Annotated in this window: 21 protein-coding genes; 7 read left to right on the forward strand and 14 right to left on the reverse strand. The window is 69.9% G+C overall.

Annotated elements, in window-relative coordinates; genetic code table 11:
• The first annotated feature begins 4 nt into the window (after window positions 1-4).
• From ABIE44_RS19030 to ABIE44_RS19055, 6 genes are read left to right on the forward strand one after another with little or no spacing between them, the layout of a single operon-like run.
• Complete coding sequence (locus ABIE44_RS19030) at window positions 5-307, forward strand: urease subunit gamma (protein WP_209714038.1); 303 nt, start codon at window positions 5-7, stop codon at window positions 305-307.
• A gap of 20 nt (window positions 308-327) precedes the next feature.
• The gene (gene ureB, locus ABIE44_RS19035; protein WP_502912748.1) at window positions 328-657 is read left to right on the forward strand and encodes an urease subunit beta; all 330 of its coding nucleotides are present in this window, start codon (window positions 328-330) and stop codon (window positions 655-657) included.
• Complete coding sequence (locus tag ABIE44_RS19040) at window positions 650-2,350, forward strand: urease subunit alpha (protein WP_209714036.1); 1,701 nt, start codon at window positions 650-652, stop codon at window positions 2,348-2,350. Before ureB ends, ABIE44_RS19040 begins: the two co-directional genes overlap by 8 nt.
• Before the next feature lie 6 nt (window positions 2,351-2,356).
• Window positions 2,357-3,019, forward strand: a complete 663-nt coding sequence (locus ABIE44_RS19045) for an urease accessory protein UreF (RefSeq protein WP_209714034.1) — start codon at window positions 2,357-2,359, stop codon at window positions 3,017-3,019.
• Window positions 3,012-3,755: an urease accessory protein UreG gene (gene ureG, locus ABIE44_RS19050; protein ID WP_209714032.1), complete on the forward strand. Its 744-nt coding sequence runs from the start codon at window positions 3,012-3,014 to the stop codon at window positions 3,753-3,755. Before ABIE44_RS19045 ends, ureG begins: the two co-directional genes overlap by 8 nt.
• Entirely contained in the window at window positions 3,736-4,488 is a 753-nt protein-coding gene (locus ABIE44_RS19055; RefSeq protein WP_209714030.1) for an urease accessory protein UreD, read from the forward strand. The genes ureG and ABIE44_RS19055 overlap by 20 nt, the downstream gene beginning before the upstream one ends.
• A 16-nt stretch (window positions 4,489-4,504) precedes the next feature.
• Here the strand turns inward: ABIE44_RS19055 and ABIE44_RS19060 are convergent, their stop codons facing one another.
• Window positions 4,505-5,599, reverse strand: a complete 1,095-nt coding sequence (locus ABIE44_RS19060; RefSeq protein ID WP_354438320.1) for a substrate-binding domain-containing protein — start codon at window positions 5,597-5,599, stop codon at window positions 4,505-4,507.
• A gap of 128 nt (window positions 5,600-5,727) precedes the next feature.
• Here ABIE44_RS19060 and ABIE44_RS19065 point away from each other — a divergent pair, with 128 nt between their 5' ends.
• Complete coding sequence (locus tag ABIE44_RS19065; protein ID WP_209714028.1) at window positions 5,728-6,165, forward strand: MarR family winged helix-turn-helix transcriptional regulator; 438 nt, start codon at window positions 5,728-5,730, stop codon at window positions 6,163-6,165.
• Window positions 6,166-6,174: 9 nt separating this feature from the next.
• Here the strand turns inward: ABIE44_RS19065 and ABIE44_RS19070 are convergent, their stop codons facing one another.
• From ABIE44_RS19070 to arc, 13 genes are read right to left on the reverse strand one after another with little or no spacing between them, the layout of a single operon-like run.
• A complete protein-coding gene (locus ABIE44_RS19070) occupies window positions 6,175-8,979 on the reverse strand; it encodes a DEAD/DEAH box helicase (protein ID WP_209714026.1) in 2,805 nt (934 codons plus the stop codon).
• Window positions 8,976-9,851 carry a diacylglycerol kinase gene (locus tag ABIE44_RS19075; protein WP_209714024.1) on the reverse strand — a complete coding sequence of 292 codons (876 nt, stop codon included), beginning with the start codon at window positions 9,849-9,851 and terminating at the stop codon, window positions 8,976-8,978. The genes ABIE44_RS19070 and ABIE44_RS19075 overlap by 4 nt, the downstream gene beginning before the upstream one ends.
• Window positions 9,852-9,888: 37 nt before the next feature.
• Complete coding sequence (tatC, locus tag ABIE44_RS19080; protein ID WP_354438321.1) at window positions 9,889-10,725, reverse strand: twin-arginine translocase subunit TatC; 837 nt, start codon at window positions 10,723-10,725, stop codon at window positions 9,889-9,891.
• A 16-nt stretch (window positions 10,726-10,741) separates the two neighbouring features.
• Window positions 10,742-10,987 carry a Sec-independent protein translocase subunit TatA gene (tatA, locus tag ABIE44_RS19085; protein WP_209714022.1) on the reverse strand — a complete coding sequence of 82 codons (246 nt, stop codon included), beginning with the start codon at window positions 10,985-10,987 and terminating at the stop codon, window positions 10,742-10,744.
• 42 nt (window positions 10,988-11,029) lie between these two features.
• Window positions 11,030-12,013, reverse strand: a complete 984-nt coding sequence (locus ABIE44_RS19090) for a helix-turn-helix transcriptional regulator (RefSeq protein ID WP_209714018.1) — start codon at window positions 12,011-12,013, stop codon at window positions 11,030-11,032.
• Entirely contained in the window at window positions 12,010-12,990 is a 981-nt protein-coding gene (locus ABIE44_RS19095) for a helix-turn-helix transcriptional regulator (protein ID WP_209714015.1), read from the reverse strand. Before ABIE44_RS19095 ends, ABIE44_RS19090 begins: the two co-directional genes overlap by 4 nt.
• Window positions 12,991-13,015: 25 nt before the next feature.
• Window positions 13,016-13,957: a hypothetical protein gene (locus ABIE44_RS19100; RefSeq protein WP_209714013.1), complete on the reverse strand. Its 942-nt coding sequence runs from the start codon at window positions 13,955-13,957 to the stop codon at window positions 13,016-13,018.
• Window positions 13,957-15,318, reverse strand: a complete 1,362-nt coding sequence (gene pafA / locus ABIE44_RS19105; RefSeq protein WP_209714011.1) for a Pup--protein ligase — start codon at window positions 15,316-15,318, stop codon at window positions 13,957-13,959. Before pafA ends, ABIE44_RS19100 begins: the two co-directional genes overlap by 1 nt.
• Window positions 15,319-15,327: 9 nt before the next feature.
• Window positions 15,328-16,026 carry a proteasome subunit alpha gene (gene prcA, locus ABIE44_RS19110; protein WP_209714009.1) on the reverse strand — a complete coding sequence of 233 codons (699 nt, stop codon included), beginning with the start codon at window positions 16,024-16,026 and terminating at the stop codon, window positions 15,328-15,330.
• 10 nt (window positions 16,027-16,036) lie between these two features.
• Window positions 16,037-16,867, reverse strand: coding sequence for a proteasome subunit beta (gene prcB / locus ABIE44_RS19115; protein WP_209723002.1), 831 nt, complete (start codon window positions 16,865-16,867; stop codon window positions 16,037-16,039).
• A 5-nt stretch (window positions 16,868-16,872) separates the two neighbouring features.
• Entirely contained in the window at window positions 16,873-17,082 is a 210-nt protein-coding gene (locus ABIE44_RS19120; RefSeq protein ID WP_209714007.1) for a ubiquitin-like protein Pup, read from the reverse strand.
• A gap of 39 nt (window positions 17,083-17,121) precedes the next feature.
• On the reverse strand, window positions 17,122-18,627 hold the full coding sequence (gene dop / locus ABIE44_RS19125; protein ID WP_354438324.1) for a depupylase/deamidase Dop: 1,506 nt from the start codon (window positions 18,625-18,627) through the stop codon (window positions 17,122-17,124).
• A 1-nt stretch (window position 18,628) separates the two neighbouring features.
• Entirely contained in the window at window positions 18,629-20,371 is a 1,743-nt protein-coding gene (gene arc / locus ABIE44_RS19130; RefSeq protein ID WP_209714005.1) for a proteasome ATPase, read from the reverse strand.
• Window positions 20,372-20,433: the final 62 nt, after the last annotated feature.

Genomic DNA, 20,433 nt, shown 5'->3' on the forward strand with positions numbered 1-20,433 from the left:
CGCGATGCACCTGACCCCTGGAGACACCGAGAAGCTGCTGCTGTCGGTGGCCGGCATGGTCGCGCGTGACCGGCTCGCCCGCGGCGTACGGCTGAACTACCCGGAGACCGTGGCGCTGCTGAGCACCTGGGTCATCGAGCGTGCTCGCGACGGGCTCAGCGTCGCCGACCTGATGGAACTGGGCCGGGAGGTCCTGACCCGCGACCAGGTGATGCCCGACGTCGCGGCGATGCTCGCCGACGTCCAGGTCGAGGCCACCTTCCCCGACGGCCGCAAGCTCGTCACCATCCACCAACCGATCGCCTGACACCCCGGAAGGGACATCTCGTGGCTCACCTACCGACCGGCCCCGGCGAGATCCGCTGCGCTGCGGGGAGCGTCGTCCTCAACGGGGACCGCACCCCTGAGGAACGGCTCTCGCTCGTCATCGTGAACACCGGCGACCGCCCGGTGCAGATCGGCTCGCACATCCACCTCCCCGACGTGAACGCGGCACTGTCCTTCGACCGGGAGGCCGCAGCGGGGTTCCGGCTCGACATTCCCTCGGGCACCAGCCGACGCTTCGAGCCCGGTGCCTCCCGCGAGGTCGACCTGGTCGCGCTGCGGGGGGCCCGGCTCGTGCCGGGGATCCAGGTGCGGGAGGCAGACCGTGGTTGAGATCTTCCGGTCCGACTACGCCGCGCTGTACGGACCCACCACCGGCGACCAGGTACGCCTGGGCGACACCGACCTGTGGATCCAGGTCGAGGACGACCTGACCGTCGGCGGGGAGGAAGCGGTCTTCGGGGGCGGCAAGTCGATCCGGGAGTCGATGGCCCAGTCCACGCTGTCCCGGGCCGGCGGTGCACCGGACACGGTGATCACCAACGCGCTGGTCCTGGACCACTGGGGGATCGTGAAGGCCGACGTCGGCATCCGCGACGGACGGATCGTGGCGCTGGGTCGCGCCGGCAATCCCGACATCGCCGACGGCGTGCACCCGCAGCTGGTGATCGGACCGTCCACCGACATCGTCGCCGGCGAGGGCAAGATCCTCACCGCGGGGGCGATCGACGTGCACGTGCACTTCCTGTCCCGGTCCCAGATCCACGAGGCGCTCGCCACCGGGATCACCACCGTCGGCGGCGGCGGTACGGGACCCTCGGAAGGCTCGAAGGCCACCACGGTCACCCCGGGCGCCTGGCACCTGCGCACCGTGCACCGCGCCCTGGATCCGCTGCCGGTGAATCTCCTGGTGATGGGCAAGGGCAACACCGTCTCCGCCGCCGGACTCGCCGAGCAGGCGCTGGCCGGAGCCGCGGCGTACAAGGTGCACGAGGATTGGGGCTCGACCCCGGCAGCCATCGACGCGGCCCTGCGCGCCGCCGACGAGTTCGGGCTCCAGGTCGCGCTGCACTCAGACAGCCTGAACGAGGCCGGGTACCTGGAGTCGACGCTGGCAGCGATCGCCGGCCGGTCCATCCACGCGTTCCACGCCGAGGGCGCCGGCGGTGGGCACGCGCCCGACATCGTGCGGGTCGCCGGTCAGCCGCACGTCATCCCGGGTTCCACCAACCCGACGCTGCCGCACACGGTGAACACGGTCGCCGAGCACCTCGACATGCTCATGGTCTGCCACCACCTCAACCCGCGCGTTCCCGAGGACCTGGCGTTCGCCGAGTCCCGGATCCGCGCGACGACGATCGCGGCCGAGGACGTGCTGCACGACATCGGTGCGCTGTCGGTCACCTCCTCGGACGCGCAGGCGATGGGCCGTGTCGGCGAGGTGATCACCCGGACCTGGCAGGTCGCGCACGTGATGAAGGCGAACCGGGGTCCTCTCGGAAGCGGTCCCGCCGATAACGAGCGGGCCCGACGCTACGTCGCGAAGTACACGATCAACCCCGCGATTGCGCACGGCATCGACCACGAGGTCGGCTCGATCGAGGTGGGCAAGCTCGCCGACCTGGTGCTGTGGGAGCCGAAGTTCTTCGGGTTCCGGCCCTCGGTCGTCATGAAGGCCGGAGCACTCGTGTACGCGGCCCTCGGCGACCCCAACGCCTCCATCCCGACGCCGCAACCGGTCCTGATGCGCCCCACGCTCGTCGATGGCGACGGCGCCGACCACGCCGTCACCTTCGTCGCCCCGGCTGCACTCGAGGACGGGCTCGCCGAGCGCCTGGGGCTGCGTCGACGGCTTGCCGGCGTGCGTCCCACCCGCGACATCGGCAAGGCGGACATGATCAACAACGACGCCCTCCCCGAGATCGTCGTCGACCCGGAGACCTTCGCCATCGACGTCGACGGCGAGCGGATCGTCCCGGTGCCAGCGGAGGCCCTCCCCCTGACCCAGCTCTACGCGTTGTTCTGAGGCGCCATGAGCGACGACCTGTTGATGATGCTGCTGGGCGACGCCCGGTTGCCCGTCGCCGGCCACACCCAGAGTGCCGGGTTGGAACCCGCCGTCCGGGCCGGCCTGACGGCCGCCGAGGTGCCGCTCTACCTGGCCGCACGCCTGAAGACCGTGCTGCGGGTCGAGGCCGGGACCGCGGTCGCCGCCCTGCACCTGATGAACCAGGGCCGACCTGTCGATCCGGTCGTACGGGCGTGGGCTGCCCGGACGCCGAGCCCCGCCCTGCGGAAGGCATCGCGCACCCAGGCCAGGGCCTTCCTGCGGATCTGCGGCTCGTTGTGGCCGGACTCGCAGCACGTCGCCGACGCCACCAGGCTCGTCGGCGCACCACGCCCGGTCGCGGTCGCCGCCGCCGCCGCGACGGTGCAGCTGTCCCCGCGGTCCCTGGCTCGGTTGATCGGGTACGACGACGTGCAGACCGTCGCGTCCGCCGCCCTCAAGCTGCTCCCCCTCGACCCGGCGACGACGACCGGCTGGGTGCACGACGCCCTGCCCGCCGTCGCAGCGCTGGCCGAGGAGGTCGCCGACATCCGTGAGGCCACGGGCATCCCCGCCCTGGCCGCTCCCCAGATCGAGGTGTGGGCACAGACCCACGCCCTCACCAGCAGGAGGTTGTTCAGTGCCTGATTCCACCACCCACCACGTTCCGAGCCGCGGGCTGCGTCTCGGCGTCTGCGGGCCCGTCGGCACCGGCAAGAGCTCCTTGATCGCCCTGCTGTGCCGCGAGCTGTCCGCAGAGCTGTCGCTCGGGGTCGTCACCAACGACATCTACACCGACGAGGACGCCCGGTTCCTGCGCTCGGCAGGAGTTCTCGATCCGGAGCGGATCCGGGCGGTCGAGACCGGCGCGTGCCCGCACACGGCCATTCGCGACGACATCACCGCGAACCTGCTCGTCGTCGAGGAGCTCGAGGAGACCTACTCCCCCGACGTCGTCCTCATCGAGTCCGGCGGCGACAACCTCACGGCCACCTTCTCCCCCGCGCTGGTCGACACCCAGATCTTCGTGCTCGACATCGCCGGCGGTGGGGACGTGGCCCGCAAGGGCGGGCCAGGGATCGAGCGCGCGGACCTGCTCATCGTGAACAAGACCGACCTGGCGCCGCACGTCGGTGTCGACCGGGAGCAGATGGTGCTGGATGCCACGGCCGCGCGGGACGGACGGATCGTCATCGCACTGTCCCGCACGGACCGGAGCTCCATCGACGCCCTGACCACGTGGGTCCGTGCCCAGCTGGCCGAGCACCGTGCCGGGGATCTCGTCCCCGCCGACCCCGGCCCGATGGCGCCGCACAGCCACTCCCACGACCACGACCACGACCACTCCCACGATCACGGGGACCATGACCACTCTGCTGCCTGACCGTGCCGGCCTGCGCCGTACCCGGATTCGCGTCGACGCGGCCTCCGGCGGACGGGCACGCGTGCTGGCCACCACGAGCGGAGACCCGGAGCTGCCCTGCCTGCGCACGATGATCCTGGACAGCGCACCCGGCTACGCGCGGGTGGCGCTCGTCCCGGACGGAGCCCTGCTGCTGGCCGGCGACGCGATCAGCCTGGACGTCCGGGTGGGCACCGCCACGCGACTCGACCTGGTGGAGCCGAGCGGCACGGTGGCCTACGACATGCGCGGTGGCGAGGCCTCGTGGGACGTGAGACTCGACCTCGCTGCCGGCGCGAGCCTCACCTGGGCGGGCGAGCCGTTCGTGCTCTCCGCGGGTGCTCGGGTCCGCCGTACGACGGACGTCACCCTGGGGGCCGGCGCCCGGTTGGCGGTCCGGGAGACGTTGGTCCTCGGGCGCCACCAGGAGCGGATCGGCGACCTCGAGCAGCACTGGACCGCTCGCGGCCCGGACGGCGCCGAGCTCCTCGTCGAGCACCTGAGCCTCGGCGCCTCGTCGCACCGCCCGGGCGTCCTCGGCGGCAACCGCGTCCTGGGTTCGGTCGTCGCACTCGGTCTCGACGTCCCCGTGGACGTCGCTGCCGAGGACCGGCTCGACCTCGACGAGGGCGGCACCTTGTGGCGACGCCTGGCGCACGAGGCCCACCTGGCGATCCCGACGGAGGCCTGGCGTGCGGTGCTCGCGGCCTGGTGATCTCGGCAGCCTGCGGTCAGCGGGTGCGGGCGATCTGGTCCTGGACGGAGAACTCGAGTCCGCGGGCCGCAGCGACGTACACGTCCTGGTTGACCAGGTTGCCGTCCAGGCGCATCAGCCCGCGGGGACCCTCGTAGACGTGCCCCGACCGCATGGCTTCCGCGGACCCCACGTCGACACCACCGCACACGGCGCCGATCCGGGCGAGGAAGTGGATCGCCTCGTAGCAGGACTCGCCGACCGCGTTGAGTGCCGGCGCGAACTCGCCGTAGCGGTCGTAGTAGGCCCGCTCGAGGCGGCGCCCCTCCACCGTGCCCATCCCGTCGAAGTAGGCCGCGGCGGCGTACAAGCCTTCGTGGGCGTTCACGCCCCCGCCGAGCAGGGTGTTCTCCTCCACGGCGGGGCTGAGCCGTGGCAGCGTGCCACTGAGCCCGGCGCGGGCGAACTGACGGTTGAACTGAACGGCGTCCTGTCCCATCAGCAGCATGATCACGCCGTCGATGTCCGGACGCTGCAGCTCGCTGAGGACCCCGCGGAAGTCGGTGGTCCCGAGAGGCACGTAGCTCTCGTGCACGATCGAGGACGGCCCGTCGCGAAGAGCCTGCCGTGCCGCCGCAGCGGTCACCCGGGGGAACACGTAGTCGTTGCCCACCACGGCCCAACGCCCTACCCCGAGCTGCTCGTGCATCCACCGTGCTGCTGGCAGCAGCTGGTTGACCGGCCGCTCGCCGAGCATGAAGACGCCCGGGGTGTCGTCCCGGCCCTCGTGCATCGCGGCGTACACGTAGGTCACCCGTCCGCCGATCCGCGCGGTGACGGCCTGGCGCACGGCCGAGATGTGCCAGCCGACGACCGCCTCGACCCGTCCCGCGTCCACCAAGGCTCCGACCTCGGCGGCGACGTCGGCCGGTTCACCGCCACCGTCCACGACGACGAGGTCGAGCCGCCGACCGTTGATCCCGGCATGCTCGTTGATCTCGTCCACGGCGAGCTCGGCACACGCCAGGCAGGACGGGCCGTAGATGCCGGTCGTCCCCTGGAGCGGCACCACCAGGGCAACCGGAAGCACCTCGCGCCGTGCGGCGCTCGCCGTGCTCTGCCCAGGTTCCACCCTGCCTCCGAAGATGATCGGGACCGGCGGGTGAGACGCGAGTCTGACGGTGCTGGCTTGTCCGTCGCCCCTAGGATAGTGCCGATCCCTGGTTCCCTGTCAGGCGGTCTCAGGAACGAGGGGGTCCGATGGCGAAGCCGGTCGTAGCCAGCCGCGCCGGCAGCCTCGTCGTCCTGCTCCGCTACTGCGAGGACAAGGTCCGCCAACGACTTCAGCCCGTGCTCGACGAGGCGGGCCTCGCGCCGGAGCACTGGCGGGTGATGGCTCTGCTGCACGAACGCCCCGGTCTCGGAGCCGGCGCCATCGCCAAGGGTGCCGTGCTCCCGAGTGCCTCGGTGACGCGGCACGTCGACAAGCTCGTCGAGCGCGGCATGGTGGTGCGCCGGGTCGACCCCGCGGACAAGCGTCGGGTCGTTCTCGCCCTCTCCCGGCGTGGCACCGAGGTTGCCGAGGCCCTGCTCGCCGAGGAGCGCGCGGCCGAGGAGATCATCGCCGCGGGCCTGGGAGCCGACAGGTTCAAGGCCCTCGCCCGCGACCTGGCTCTGCTCCCGCACGTCCTGGACTGAGCGCGAACCTCAGTCGGTGACCGAGGTGTACGACACGACGCCCCGGCGGAGCCGCCCGACGGTCTCGCGCGCGGTGTCCCGCAGAGCCGCGTGCCCGGCAGCGTCGGCGACCTGCCCGGACAGGTCGATGAGCTGCTTGACCCAGCGCACGAAGTCACCGGCGGCCAGGCCCGTGGCGTCCAGGACCTCGTCGAGGTCGTCGCCCTCGGCCCAGCGGAACGCCGCCCACGCGAACCCGAAGTCCGGTTCGCGGAGCTTGTCGATCTTGTGCTGCTTCTCCAGCTCGTGGAGGTCCGCCCAGATCGACGTCATCGCGGCCAGGGCATCGCGGACCGGTGCGCCCGGGATCCGCGGCGAGGCGGCGTCGTCAGCCTTCCGTGACTCGAAAACCAGGGTCGAGAGCACCGCTGCGAGCTGGCTGGCGTCGAGATGGTTCCAGAGCCCGGCGCGCAGCGACTCCGCGGTGAGCAGGTCCATCTCGTTGTAGATCCGCATGAGCGCCTTGCCGCGCCCGGTGACCGTGACATTTCCTGGGTCTCCGTCCAGGTAGTCCAACGCGGTCAGCACCTCGCAGACCCGGTCGAACTGACGCGCGATGGTGTTCGTGCGCTGCTCGATGCGTCGGCGCAGCGTCTGGGAGTCGCGGTCGAGCTTGTACCAGCGCTCCATCCAGCGCGCGTGGTCCTCGCGCTCGGGGCAGTCGTGGCACGGGTGCTGGCGCAGCTGCCGACGCAGGTCCTCGATCTCCGAGGACGCTTCCGACGGGCCGCTCCGGCGCTGGCCCTGCTTGGTCGAGGCCGGCTGGTGTCCCGGAGGCAGCTGGAAGCCGTGGGTCCGGTTCTTCAGCGTGGTCGCGAGGTCGCGCCGCGACTGTGGGTTGCGACCGTTGAAGTTCTTCGGGATCCGGATCCGGTTGAACGCCGCAACCGGCGTCGGGAAGTCGACGATCGACAGCCGTCGCGCGTGCTTGTCCGAGGTGAGCACGTACGGTCGCGGCCCGTCGCCCGAGCTCGTTCCCGGGTCGATGACGACCGCGATGCCGGCGAACCGCCCCGACGGCACCTCGATGATGTCACCGGGCTTGAGGGCGGCCAGCGAGTCGAGGACCTCGGCGCGACGGTCGTGGCGTCGCGCCTTGGCGATGCCGGTCTCGGTGTCGGAGAGCTTGCGGCGCAGGCGCGCGTACTCGCCGAAGTCGCCGAGGTGGCAGGTCGCCGCCTCCTCGTAGCCGCTGAGCGCGTCGTCGCTCTTGCGCAGCTGCCGGGCCAGGCCGACCACCGCCTTGTCCGCCTGGAACTGGGCGAACGAGGACTCCAGCAGCTCCCGCGCCCGCTCCCGCCCGAATTGGTGGACCAGGTTGACCGCCATGTTGTACGACGGCGCGAACGACGACTTCAGCGGGTACGTCCGGGTCGAGGCCAGACCAGCAACGGACTTCGGCTCCAGGCCGGGCTGCCAGAGCACGACGCCGTGCCCCTCGACGTCGATGCCGCGGCGACCGGCCCGGCCGGTGAGCTGGGTGTACTCCCCCGGGGTGATGTCCGCGTGCGTCTCACCGTTCCACTTCGAGAGCTTCTCGATGACCACCGAGCGCGCCGGCATGTTGATGCCCAGCGCGAGGGTCTCGGTGGCGAAGACGACCTTGCACAGCCCGCGCAGGAACAGCTCCTCGACGCACTCCTTGAAGGTCGGCAGCATGCCGGCGTGGTGCGCGGCGATCCCGCGGGTCAGTCCGTCCAGGAACTCGTGGTACCCGAGCACCTGCAGGTCCTCGTCCGGCAGGTGCGCGCAGTGCTCCTCGACGAACGCGAAGATCTCGTCCCGCTCGGCCGGCGTGGTCAGCCGCAGGTTGCTGTTGAGGCACTGCTGCACGGCGGCGTCGCAGCCGACCCGGCTGAAGATGAACGTGATGGCCGGGAGCAAGCCGGCCCGGTCGAGCTGCTCGACGACGTCGGCCCGGCTCGGTACCCAGACCCGGCGCCCGTTGCCGGACTGCCGGGCCCGGTCGGGCCGGCGCTGCCCCTTGGGCGAGCGCCGGTCCTTGAGCCGGGCGCTGAAGTGGTCGTCGCGCGCCACCCGGAGCAGCTCGGGGTTCACCGTCCCTTCCTCGGGGGCCGTGGGACCGTCGGCGAACAGGTCGAACATCTTCCGGCCGACCAGCACGTGCTGGTACAGCGGCACCGGCCGCCGTTCCTCCACGATCGTCGTGGTCTCACCGCGCACGGTGCCCAGCCACTCGCCGAACTCCTCCGCGTTGCTGACCGTGGCCGAGAGCGAGACGACCGCCACCGAGTCGGGCAGGTGGATGATCACCTCCTCCCAGACCGCACCCCGGGACCGGTCGGCGAGGTAGTGCACCTCGTCCATGACGACGAAGCCGAGGTCGACCAGGGCACGCGAACCGGCGTACAGCATGTTGCGCAGCACCTCGGTGGTCATCACGACCACGGGGGCGTCGCCGTTGATGCTGTTGTCGCCGGTCAGCAGACCGACGTGCTCGGCGCCGTACCGGTCGACCAGGTCGTTGAACTTCTGGTTCGACAGCGCCTTGATCGGCGTGGTGTAGAAGCACTTGCGGCCGCTCTCCAACGCCAGGTGCACCGCGAACTCGCCCACGATGGTCTTGCCGGAGCCGGTGGGTGCCGCGACGAGCACCGACCGCCCGTCCTCGAGCTCGCGGCAGGCGCGGAGCTGGAAGTCGTCCAGGCCGAACTCGTAGTGCGAGGCGAACGCCGCCACCTCGGGGTGCTGCTTGTTGCGCCGGTAGCGGGCGTACTTCTCGGCCGGGCTCGGGTCCCCGGCAGGGCTGCTCATGGCACCAGGACGCGCAGCGCCTGGGGAACGACCTCGACAGTCAGCGGCAGGGACGACATCCGCTCCCCGTCGGCGTACGCGACGATGCCGGGGGCGGCAACCGTGACGGTGCTGCCCTGGTAGCGGGTCACCTTCGGGTGTCCGATGTGGGCTCCGGTGAACAGCTTGGGGAAGGTCCGCAGCAGCTCGAGCTTGGTCATCGGCGCGATAGCGATCACGTCGAGCAGGCCGTCGTCGGCCAGCGCTCCGTCGGTGATGAGCATGCCGCCGCCGTACGACGTGGTGTTGCCGACGGCGACCATCATCGCGTCGAAGCGGTGCTGCCGGCCGTCGACCTCGATGACGTACGGGATCGGCGAGAACGTGCGCAGCTCGGCGAGGGTGGCGAGGTTGTAGCGCATCTGCCCCTTGGGCCAGGTCATGTCGTTCGCACGCTCGTTGACGATCGCGTCGAAGCCGGCGGCCAGGACGGTGACGAAGTACTTGGCGCCGATCCGGCCGAGGTCGATCGTGCGCTCGTTCCCGCCGATGACCACGTCGGTCGCCGCGAGCGGGTCGTCACGCGGGATGTCGAGCGCCCGTGCCACGTCGTTGCCGGTCCCCGCCGGGATCACGCCCAACCGGGTCGCCGTACCGGCCAGTGCTTGAGCCGCGAGGTGCATCATGCCGTCGCCACCGATTACGGCGAGCGTCTCCACGCCGTCGGCCACCACGCCCCGGGCCAGGTCGAGCGCCTCGTCGGCATCCTTCCCGGTCAGCTGGCGGACGTCGAACCCGGCGTCGGTGAGGCGCGGCACGACGGAGTCGGCGACGCTCCCGCCCTTGCCCTTCCCGGACGTCGGGTTCGTGAGTACTGCGATCTCCTTGCGCACCCTGGAACCCTATCTGCCGACGGGTGGTTACCGCGGCTCAGAGCGGCGACTGTGCGTCGTCGTCGAGCTCGAGTGCGGTCGTCCGTCCGCGGCGTCGATCGATCACGCGCGAGATGACCTCGGAGAGGACGAACAGCAGCGACATCGGGAGGGCGAGGAAGAGCATCGAGATCGGGTCCGTCGACGGGGTGGCCACCGCTGCGAAGATGAAGGTGCCCACGATGATCCAGGGCCGGTGCTGTCCGAGCGTGCGTCCCGAGATGACGCCGGCCAGGTTGAGGAGGACCACGAACAGCGGGATCTCGAACGCCACGCCGAAGACGAGCAGCATCCGGGTCAGGAAGTTGAAGTACTCGCCGAACTCGACGAGGTTCTCCAGCCCGTCCGGCGTGAACCCGAGCAGCACCTCGAGCCCCTTGGGCAGCACGTAGTAGCCCACCGCGACGCCGCCGATGAAGAGCGGGCCGGCGACGGCGACGAACACCCGGGTCCAACGCTTCTCGTTGGCGTGCAGGCCCGGCAGGATGAACGCCCAGATCTGGTACAGCCAGAACGGCGCTGACCCGACGAGAGCTGCCATCGCGCAGAGCTTCAGGTTGAGCATGAAGGGTCCGGTCGCACCGCTGATGTAGGCCTTGGACTCCACCGATGCGCCCAGCGCCACACGAGCGTCGTTGTACGGGCCGAGGACCAGCTCGAGCAGCTGGTCGTAGAAGAAGAACGCGACGACCAGGAGAACCAGGAACACGGCCAGCGCACGCATCAGCCGGCCCCGGAGCTCCCGGAAGTGGTCGGCCAGGGCCATCTGGCCGCCGGGGCCGGTGCCCTTGCCGCTGCTGACCTGGAACAGGCGCAGAGCACCGAGGAAAGACAACGCTCCGCCCCGGGCGTCAGTCAGTCTTGTCGGCCTGACGCTCCGCTTCAGTGGCGGTCGCGTCGGCCTCCCGGGCCTGGAGAGGCTTCGGCTCCGAGGTGGTCGGCTCGTCGTCGTCGTCGATCAGACCCTTGGTCTCCGCCTTGAAGATGCGCAGGGCGCGGCCAGAGCCGCGTGCCAGGTCGGGGAGCTTCTTGGCACCGAAGAGGAGCACGATCACCGCCAGGATCAGGAAGATCTCGGTGGGGCCTAGGTTGCGCACGGCATTCCTCGTTCCGTTCGGGTGCTGCTTGTCGTTCCCATGCTACGCCGTGCCCTGTTGCAACCGGAGGGCATCCGCCGCAACGGCCCGGATCCGGTCCCGCAGGGCGATCGGTTCGAGCACCTCGAGCCCCTCGTTGTAGCGGAAAGCCAGCCGCAGCAACCACTGCTCGTCCCCGATGGCCAGCGTCACCTCGGAGCTCCCGTCCGGTGCGTCCTGGACGCTCAGCACGGGGTAGTGCTCGGCGAACCAGCGCATCTGCGGGCTCAACCGGAGCCGGGCCTCGACGTCGTCCGGGCCCGCCTCGTAGAGACCGTCGGCCAGGTTGCGCGGCGTCAGCTGAGGGGTGCTGCGGGGCGTCTCGAGCAGCTCGACCTCAGCGACACGGTCGACCCGGAACAGCCGACGGGCGTCGGCCAGGTGGCACCACGCGTCGAGGTAGACGTGACCGTCGCGTGCGAGCAGCGCCCCGGGGTCCACGACCCGTTCGGTCACCTCGTCGCGGCTCGGGACGACGTACTTCAACCGGGCCTGCCGGTCCCCCGCGATCGCCGTCTCCAGGGTGGCCCGGGTCTGCACGACGGCCGGCCGCGTCTCGGGGTTCCGGATGTCGACCACCGGGACGGCCTCGCGCCCGGTCGCTGCCTCCAGCTTGGCCAGGGTCCGCGCGACCAGCTCGCGGGACGCGTGCGGGCTGGACTCCTGCAACGTGCGCAGGCCGACGATCAGCGCGGACGCCTCGTCGCTGCCCAACCGGAGCGGCCGAGCCAGGAACTCGGCGTTGTCGATCCGGACCATGCCGTCGGGGTCGTCGATCAGCGCCTCGACGTTGATCTCGATCAGGTCGCCGGGTCCGAACCCGGGCAGACCGCAGAGGTACAGCACCCTGAGGTCCTTGAGCATCTGCTCGCGGGAGACACCGAAGTCCGCAGCGACCTCCTTGAGCGACACCGCTCCCCTGGTCTGCAGGTACGGCGCCAGCGCCAGCAGGCGGGACAGCTGGTCCTTGGTCGACGCGCCGCTCACGTGTCCGCCTCCGCCAGCGCGGTGAGCCGCTCGATCACGAGCTTGCGGAGCTCGGGCGGATCGACGGCGACGACGTCCCCGAGGTGTGAGGCGACCTCACCGGCGAAGTCCTCCGCGGAGTAGGTGCTCACCACCAGCCGGTCCCAGCTCACCTGACCGTCCGGGCCCGCCACGGGCCCCTCGGCCGAGACCGCGCGGCGCCTCATCAGGACCGCACTCCCCTGGCGTGCCAGCACGGTGGCCTCCTCGGTCGGTCGGCTCGGCGCCAGGCTGGAGGTCAACGCCCGGATGTCGGTCCCGGGAGGCACGACCACCGATCCCGGTTGTCCTGCCCGGCGTACCTCACCCACGATGCGGCTCAACCGGAACATCCGGGGCTCGCCCCGGTCGAGGTCCTTGCCGACGACGTACCAGCGGTCCCGCGAGGTGACCGTCGCCCAGGGCTCGAGGCGGCGTGTCCGGGGCTCCTGGTCGCGAGGGCGGCGGTAGTCGAAGGTGATCGGCGTCCGGCTGACGGTGAACTCGAGGATGGCGTCGAACGCCGGGTCGTCCGCCGTCACGCTCGGTTGCAGCACGTCGAGCGCGTCCCGGTCGACCTCGTACCCGGCAGCCTTCAGCTTCACCAGCGCGTGCGAGGTGGTCGCGGCCAGGCCGGCGTGCTCCCAGACCCGTGCCGCCAGGCCGAGGACTGCGAGCTCGTCGGGCTCCAGGTCGATCTCCGGCAGCTCGAAGGCGTCCCGGGCGATCCGGTAGCCGAGCTCGTCGTCGAAGTACTTGTCGATGCTGGCGAGCTCGAGCGGGATGCCCAGCGACCGCAGCTCGGCCTTGTCACGCTCGAACATCTTCTCGAACGCCTCGTCGGAGGACGACTGGTAGCCCTCGATGACCTCGCGGATCCGGTCCTTGGTCACCGGCGTCCTGGCCACGAGCAGCATGATCACCAGGTTCATCAGGCGCTCGGACTTGGATGCGGTCACGCCTGCTGCACCTCCTGATCCACGGTCAGCTGACGCCCAGCACGTCGACGACCCAGGCGATCGTGCCACGTCCCGGGACGTCGACAAACTGAGATCTCGTCGGTGTGGGGTTCGGGTCCAGGATGAGCACCCGTGAACCCGTGCGCACGCCCACCAGGCCGGCGTCCCAGGCCGGTAGGGACAGCTGCGCCCCGATCGGGACGACGGCCGGCTCCTTGAAGTAGGTGTCCACGAACGCGTCGCGGCTCCCCCAGCTCTGGCCCAGGTAGTCGACCGTGGCCAGACCGTGCGCGGGCACCTTCGGCCCGTCGCCCTCGATCAGCGGGATCACGACGACGTCGTCGGGCTCGGAGGTGCCGGCCGGGAAGGTCACCCGCGTCGGGTCCCCGGCGACGAGCTCCACCCGGGGTGCGCCTGCCGCGGCCGCCACCGCGGTGCCCCGAGCGGTCCGCAGCACCGAGGCGGACGGTACGGCGATGACGTCGGCCACCACGACCACGGGGTCCTCGGGCCGGATGCCCTTCGGAGGGACGCCCTCGGACCCGAAGGCGTCCGCGCTGGGCAGCACCATGGCGAGCCGGCTGCCCTGGCGCAGCCCGACGAGGGCGTCGTTGAGGGCGGGGAACAGCGAACCGTCGGTGGTCTTGGCGAGCACCGGCAGGTTCGGTTTCTCGTACGTCGACGCGGCCCGCTTGCCGGTACGACCGTCGTACAGGGTGACCTGGAGGACGAAGAGCTGGTCGACCACGATCGGCGCTCCGGTGCCGGTCACCACGACCGACTTCTCGACCTCCTCCACCTTCAACGGCGGGGCGAGCCTGACGGTGGGCTCGGTGCCCGGCTCCCCGTCGACGGTGACTCCCTGGAGTCCCCCCGTCGCGGCCGTGCTGCCGGAACCGCTGCAGCCGGACGCGACCAGGACCAGCGCGGCTGCCAGGGCGAGCGCCGCGTTGCGTGACCGGGTCACTACATCCCCTCGATGAGCCGTTCCACGCGCTCGTCGTGAGAGCGGAACGGGTCCTTGCACAGGACCGTGCGCTGAGCCTGGTCGTTCAGCTTCAGGTGCACCCAGTCGACCGTGAAGTCGCGGCGGCGCTCCTGGGCGCGCTTGATGAAGTTGCCCCGGAGCCGGGCGCGCGTGCTCTGCGGCGGTACCGACTTGGCGGCGAACACGTCGAGGTCGTTGGTGACCCGGGTGACCGCACCCCGCTTCTCCAGCAGGTAGTACAGACCGCGGTCGCGGTGGATGTCGTGGTAGGCGAGGTCGAGCTGGGCGATCCGCGGGTGCCCGAGCGACAGGTCGTTCTGGGCGCGGTAGCGCTCGATCAGCTTCCACTTGATGACCCAGTCGATCTCGCGCTCCACCAGGGAGAGGTCACCGGACTCCACGGCCTTGAGGCCGCGTTCCCACAGGTCGAGCGAACGCTCGATGACCGGGGTGTGCAGCTCGCGACGGTCGACGAAGTCGCGCGCCCGCTGCAGGTACTCCGACTGGATCTCCAGCACGCTGGCCTCGCGACCGTTGGCCAGCAGGACCTTCTTGCGACCGGTCATGTCGTGCGAGATCTCCCGGATGGCCCGGATCGGGTTCTCCATCGTGAGGTCGCGCATCACCACGCCCTCCTCGATCATCCGCAGCACCAGGTCGCAGGTGGCGACCTTGAGCATCGTGGTCGTCTCGGACATGTTCGAGTCCCCGACGATCACGTGCAGCCGACGGAAGCGCTCCGCGTCCGCGTGCGGCTCGTCACGGGTGTTGATGATCGGGCGCGACCGGGTGGTGGCGCTGGAGACGCCCTCCCAGATGTGCTCGGCGCGCTGGCTCAGGGAGTACGACGCCCCGCGCGGGGTCTGGATCACCTTGCCGGCGCCGACGATCACCTGACGGGTGACCAGGAACGGGATCAGCACGTCGGCGAGCTTCGAGAACTCACCGTTGCGCGAGACCAGGTAGTTCTCGTGGCAGCCGTAGGAGTTGCCCGCGGAGTCGGTGTTGTTCTTGAACAGGTAGACGTCCCCGGCGATGCCCTCGTCGTGCAGCCGACGCTCGGCGTCGATCAGCAGGCCCTCGAGGATCCGCTCCCCCGCCTTGTCGTGCGTGACCAGGTCGATGATGTCGTCGCACTCGGGCGTCGCGTACTCCGGGTGGCTGCCGACGTCGAGGTAGAGGCGTGCGCCGTTGCGCAGGAAGACGTTGCTGCTGCGGCCCCAGCTCACGACCTTGCGGAACAGGTAGCGTGCGACCTCGTCCGGCGAGAGACGCCGCTGCCCCTTGAAGGTGCAGGTGACGCCGTACTCGTTCTCGATGCCGAAGATCCGCCGGTCCACACCTCAACCCTACGCGTCGGCGAGCAACCCTTGGAGGGAATCGCCGTCCAGCCGACGGAACTTCCGCTGCTGCGTCCGGGTCCGGTCCAGCACCGCGACCTCGAGGTCGTCGGCCGGGATGGTGCGCTGCTCCGCCGCTCCCTGGCCCAGGGCGGCCACGGCGAGCCGGATCGCAGCGTCCAGCGCCAGACCGTCCGCGTAGTGCTCTTTGAGGTACGTCGACACCGACTCCGCGTCCCCACCCATCGCGGCGAAGCCGTGCTCGTCGGCGACCTGACCGTCGTAGGTGAGCCGGAAGATCTGGTCCTCGGACGCCTCGTCCCCGACCTCGGCGACGAAGATCTCGACCTCGTAGGGCTTCTCGCCGCCCGAGGAGAAGATCGAACCGAGGGTCTGGGCGTACGCGTTCGCCAGGCCCCGTCCGGTGACGTCGCGACGGTCGTAGGAGTAGCCCCGCATGTCGGCGAGCCGGACACCGGCGATCCGCAGGTTCTCGAACTCGTTGTAGCGGCCGACCGCGGCGAAGGCGATCCGGTCGTAGATCTCGCTGACCTTGTGCAACGCCTGGGAGGGGTTCTCCGAGACGAAGACGACGCCGTCGGCGTACTGGACCAGGGCGACCGACCGACCGCGCGCGATGCCCTTCCGGGCGAAGTCCGCCCGGTCCTTCATCAGCTGCTCGGGGCTCACGTAATACGGCATTGTCATGGGGAGTTCCTCAGCTCAGAGCAGCGTGCGGGCCGTCGGGGCGGACCATCCGGGCGGCGACGACGGTGTCGGCGATCGCGGCGACCGCGTCCTCGGACATCCGGGTCTGCCCGTCGGCGGTGATCACGTGCACGACCGGGAAGATCCGCCGGGTCAGGTCGGGCCCCCCGGTGGCGGAGTCGTCGTCGGCGGCGTCGTACAGAGCCTGGACCGCTGCGGTCACGCACTCCTCGGCGGTGAAACCGTTGCGGTACAGCTTCTTCAGCGAGCCGCGGGCGAACATCGAACCCGAGCCGACGGAGTGGAACGCGGTCTCCTCGTAGCGCCCACCCGTGACGTCGTAGGAGAAGATCCGGCCCTGCTGGGCGCGCTGGTCGAAACCGGCGAACAGCGGGACCACGGCCAGGCCCTGCATGGCGAGCGAGAGGTTGTTGCGGATCAGCGCGGAGAGCCGGTTCGCCTTGCCGTCGATCGAGAGCGTGCTGCCCTCGATCTTCTCGTAGTGCTCGAGCTCGGTCTGGAAGAGGCGCACCATCTCGACAGCGAGACCTGCGGTGCCCGCGATGCCGACGCAGGAGAATTCGTCGGCCGGGAAGACCTTCTCGATGTCACGCTGCGCGATGACGTTACCCATCGTCGCGCGCCGGTCACCGGCCATGACGACCCCGCCGTCGAAGGTGGCGGCGACGATGGTGGTGCCGTGCGGCGCCAGGTCGGCAGCGCTGCCCGGTGGCAGCGGCCGACGGGCCGGCAGCAGGTCGGGGGCGACGGTGCCGACGAAGTCGGCGAAGGACGAGGTGCCCGGCGTCAGGAAGGCGTCGGGAAGACGCCCGGAGTCCAACGTGCTCACTGGCCACCCTTCTGGATGAAGGACTTCACGAAGTCCTCGGCGTTGACCTCGAGCACGTCGTCGATCTCGTCGAGGATCGCGTCGATGTCCTCGTCGAGCTTCTCCTTGCGCTCGGCAACGGATTCAGCGGGCGCGGTCGCGGAGTCGTCGGGGACCGCTTCCTCGGTCTCGGACGACTTCCGCGGCTGCTTGTGCTCCTGTGCCATCTGCTTCTCCCTCGTTGTGCAAAGTCCGCTGCTACGACCCTAGCGAGTCAGGGCCGAGAACAGGTCCAGAGCTGTCTCACTCGCGTCGATCAATTCGCCGACGTGCGCCTTGCTGCCGCGCATCGGGTCGATCGTGGGCACGCGCTGGAGCGAGTCGTGCCCGGGGAGGTCGAAGATCACCGAGTCCCACGACGCCGCTGCGATGCTGTCCGGGTACTTCTCCAGGCAGCGTCCGCGGAAGTAGGCGCGGGTGTCGGTCGGCGGGTCGTGCATCGCCCCGGCGACCTCCTCGTCGGTCAGCAGCCGCTCCATCCGGCCCAGCCGCAGCAGCCGGTGGTACAGGCCCTTCTCCGGGCGCAGGTCGGAGTACTGCAGGTCGATGAGGTGCAGCTTGGCGTCGTCCCAGTCCAGGCCGTCGCGCTCGCGGTAGGACTCGAGCAGCTTGAGCTTGGCGACCCAGTCCAGCTCGGTCGCGCACTCGAAGGGGTCCCGCTCGAGCCGGGTCAGCACGGACTCCCAGCGACGCAGGACCTCCGCGGTGTCGGCGTCGACGTCGGACCCGTAGCGAGACGTGACGTACGACGAGGCAAGACCGAAGTACTCCCACTGCAGCTGGACGGCTGTCAGCGTCTGCCCGTTCTCGCGCTCGAGCAGGTGGGTCAGCGTCGGGTCGTGCGAGACGGCTCGCAACGAGGCCACCGAGTTCGAGACGCTGAGGTCCTCGGTGAGGTACTTGTTCTCGATCATGTCGAGCACCAGGGCGGTGGTGCCGACCTTGAGGTAGGTCGAGATCTCCGACAGGTTCGCGTCGCCGATGATCACGTGCAGGCGCCGGGACTTCTCGGGGTCGGCGTGGGGCTCGTCCCGGGTGTTCACGATGGGCCGCTTCAGGGTGGTCTCGAGGCCCACCTCGACCTCGAAGAAGTCCGAGCGCTGGGCGATCTGGAACCCGTGCCCGCGACCGTCCTGGCCGATGCCGACCCGACCGGCCCCGCAGACGACCTGACGGGAGACGAAGAACGGGATCAGGTGCTTGACGATGTCGCCGAACGGTGTCGACCGCTTCATCAGGTAGTTCTCGTGGGCGCCGTAGGAGGCGCCCTTGTTGTCGGTGTTGTTCTTGTAGAGCACGATGTCGGGCTCACCGGTCACCGAGGCGAACCCGCAGGCGTCCAGCGCGACCTGCTCCCCGGCCTTGTCCCAGAGGACGGCGTCGCGGGGGTTGGTCACCTCGGGGCTGGAGTACTCCGGGTGCGCGTGGTCGACGTACAGGCGGGCCCCGTTGGTCAGGATGACGTTCGCCAGGCCGAGGTCCTCGTCGGTGAGCTGACTCGGGTCGGCCACCTCGCGGGCGAGATCGAACCCGCGGGCGTCGCGCAGCGGCGACTCCTCCTCGAAGTCCCAGCGGGCACGACGCGCGTGCACCTCGGCGCTCGCGTAGGCGTTGACCAGCCGGGTGCTGGCGACCATGGGGTTCGCGTGCGGCTGGCCGACGACCGAGATGCCGAACTCGGTCTCGGTCCCCATCACCCTTCGGACGGTCACGTCACAGGTACTGACCCGTGTTCGCCACGGTGTCGATGGAGCGGCCGGGCTCGGTGCCCTGCTTGCCGGTGATCAGGGTGCGGATGAAGACGATCCGCTCGCCCTTCTTGCCGGAGATCCGGGCCCAGTCGTCCGGGTTGGTCGTGTTCGGCAGGTCCTCGTTCTCCTTGAACTCGTCGACGCACGCTTGGAGCATGTGCTGGACCCGCAGACCCTTCTGGTTGTTGTCCAGCAGATCCTTGATGGCCATCTTCTTGGCACGGTCGACGATGTTCTGGATCATCGCGCCGGAGTTGAAGTCCTTGAAGTACAGGACCTCCTTGTCGCCGTTGGCGTAGGTGACCTCGAGGAACCGGTTCTCGTCGGTCTCGGTGTACATCCGCTCGACGGTGGCGTTGATCATGCCGGCCACGGTGGCGTCGCGGTCGCCGCCGAACTCGCTGAGGTCGTCGGCGTGCAGCGGCAGCGTCGCGGTCAGGTACTTGGAGAAGATGTCGCGGGCCGACTCGGCGTCCGGACGCTCGATCTTGATCTTCACGTCCAGGCGTCCCGGGCGCAGGATGGCCGGGTCGATCATGTCCTCGCGGTTGGAGGCGCCGATGACCAGCACGTTCTCGAGCAGCTCGACGCCGTCGATCTCGCTGAGCAGCTGCGGCACGATCGTGTTCTCCACGTCGGAAGACACGCCCGAGCCGCGGGTGCGGAAGAGCGAGTCCATCTCGTCGAAGAACACGATGACCGGCGTGCCCTCGCTGGCCTTCTCACGAGCGCGCTGGAAGACCAGACGGATGTGCCGCTCGGTCTCGCCGACGTACTTGTTGAGCAGCTCGGGGCCCTTGATGTTCAGGAAGTAGCTCTTGCCTTCCTGACCGGTCTTGGCGGCGACCTTCTTGGCGAGGCTGTTCGCGACCGCCTTGGCGATCAGTGTCTTGCCGCAACCCGGAGGGCCGTAGAGCAGCACGCCCTTCGGCGCCTTCAGCTCGTGCTCCAGGAACAGCTCGGGGTGCAGGTACGGCAGCTCGACGGCGTCCCGGATCTGGTCGATCTGGCCGCCGAGACCACCGATGTCGCTGTAGTCGATGTCGGGGACCTCTTCGAGGACGAGCTCCTCGACCTCGGACTTCGGCACCCGCTCGTAGACGTAGCCGGAACGTCCGTCCAGCAGCAGCGAGTCGCCGGCACGGAGCTTGAGCTCGGTCAGCGGTTCGGCCAGCCGGACCACGCGCTCCTCGTCGGCGTTCGCGATGATCAGGGCACGCTCGCCGTCGGCGAGCAGCTCCTTGAACATGACGACCTCGCCGATCTGCTCGAACTCGAGCGCCGCGACGACGTTCATGGCCTCGTTGAGCATCACCTCCTGGCCCTTGACCAGGTTCTCGACCTCGACGGCCGGGCTCACGGTCACCCGGAGCTTGCGGCCCCCGGTGAAGACGTCGACGGAGTCGTCGTCGTTGCGCGCCAGGAAGGTGCCGAAACCGGTCGGCGGCTGCGCCAGCCGGTCGACCTCCTCCTTCAGCGTCATGATCTGGTCGCGGGCGTCGCGCAGGGTGCCGGCCAGGCGCTCGTTCTGGGCGGTGACGGCGGCGAGCGACCGCTGGGTGTCGACGAGTCGCTGCTCCAGGGCTCCCGAACCGGTCGAGCCGGGCACGTCCGCGAGTCTGCGGCGCAACTCCCCCACTTCAGCCTCCAGGTAGGAGAGCTGGCTGAGCAGCTGTGCGTTGTCCTGACCGTCTGCGCTCGTCATCGGACCTCATCCTCCTCCGGAGTGTTCCTCTGATTCGACCCTACCCGCGCAGGTGCAACGAT

The organism is Marmoricola sp. OAE513, assembly GCF_040546585.1.
In the GTDB taxonomy this organism is placed as follows: Bacteria; Actinomycetota; Actinomycetes; order Propionibacteriales; family Nocardioidaceae; genus Marmoricola.

What these genes read in the sequence shown, in the direction of transcription:
- ABIE44_RS19030 (WP_209714038.1), top strand. Translation starts at nt 5, where the DNA reads ATGCACCTGACCCCTGGAGACACCGAGAAGCTGCTGCTGTCGGTGGCC.
- ABIE44_RS19045 (WP_209714034.1), top strand. Translation starts at nt 2,357, where the DNA reads ATGAGCGACGACCTGTTGATGATGCTGCTGGGCGACGCCCGGTTGCCC.
- ABIE44_RS19055 (WP_209714030.1), top strand. Translation starts at nt 3,736, where the DNA reads ATGACCACTCTGCTGCCTGACCGTGCCGGCCTGCGCCGTACCCGGATT.
- ABIE44_RS19065 (WP_209714028.1), top strand. Translation starts at nt 5,728, where the DNA reads ATGGCGAAGCCGGTCGTAGCCAGCCGCGCCGGCAGCCTCGTCGTCCTG.
- ABIE44_RS19070 (WP_209714026.1), bottom strand. Translation starts at nt 8,979, where the DNA reads ATGAGCAGCCCTGCCGGGGACCCGAGCCCGGCCGAGAAGTACGCCCGC.
- prcA (WP_209714009.1), bottom strand. Translation starts at nt 16,026, where the DNA reads ATGACAATGCCGTATTACGTGAGCCCCGAGCAGCTGATGAAGGACCGG.
- ABIE44_RS19120 (WP_209714007.1), bottom strand. Translation starts at nt 17,082, where the DNA reads ATGGCACAGGAGCACAAGCAGCCGCGGAAGTCGTCCGAGACCGAGGAA.
- arc (WP_209714005.1), bottom strand. Translation starts at nt 20,371, where the DNA reads ATGACGAGCGCAGACGGTCAGGACAACGCACAGCTGCTCAGCCAGCTC.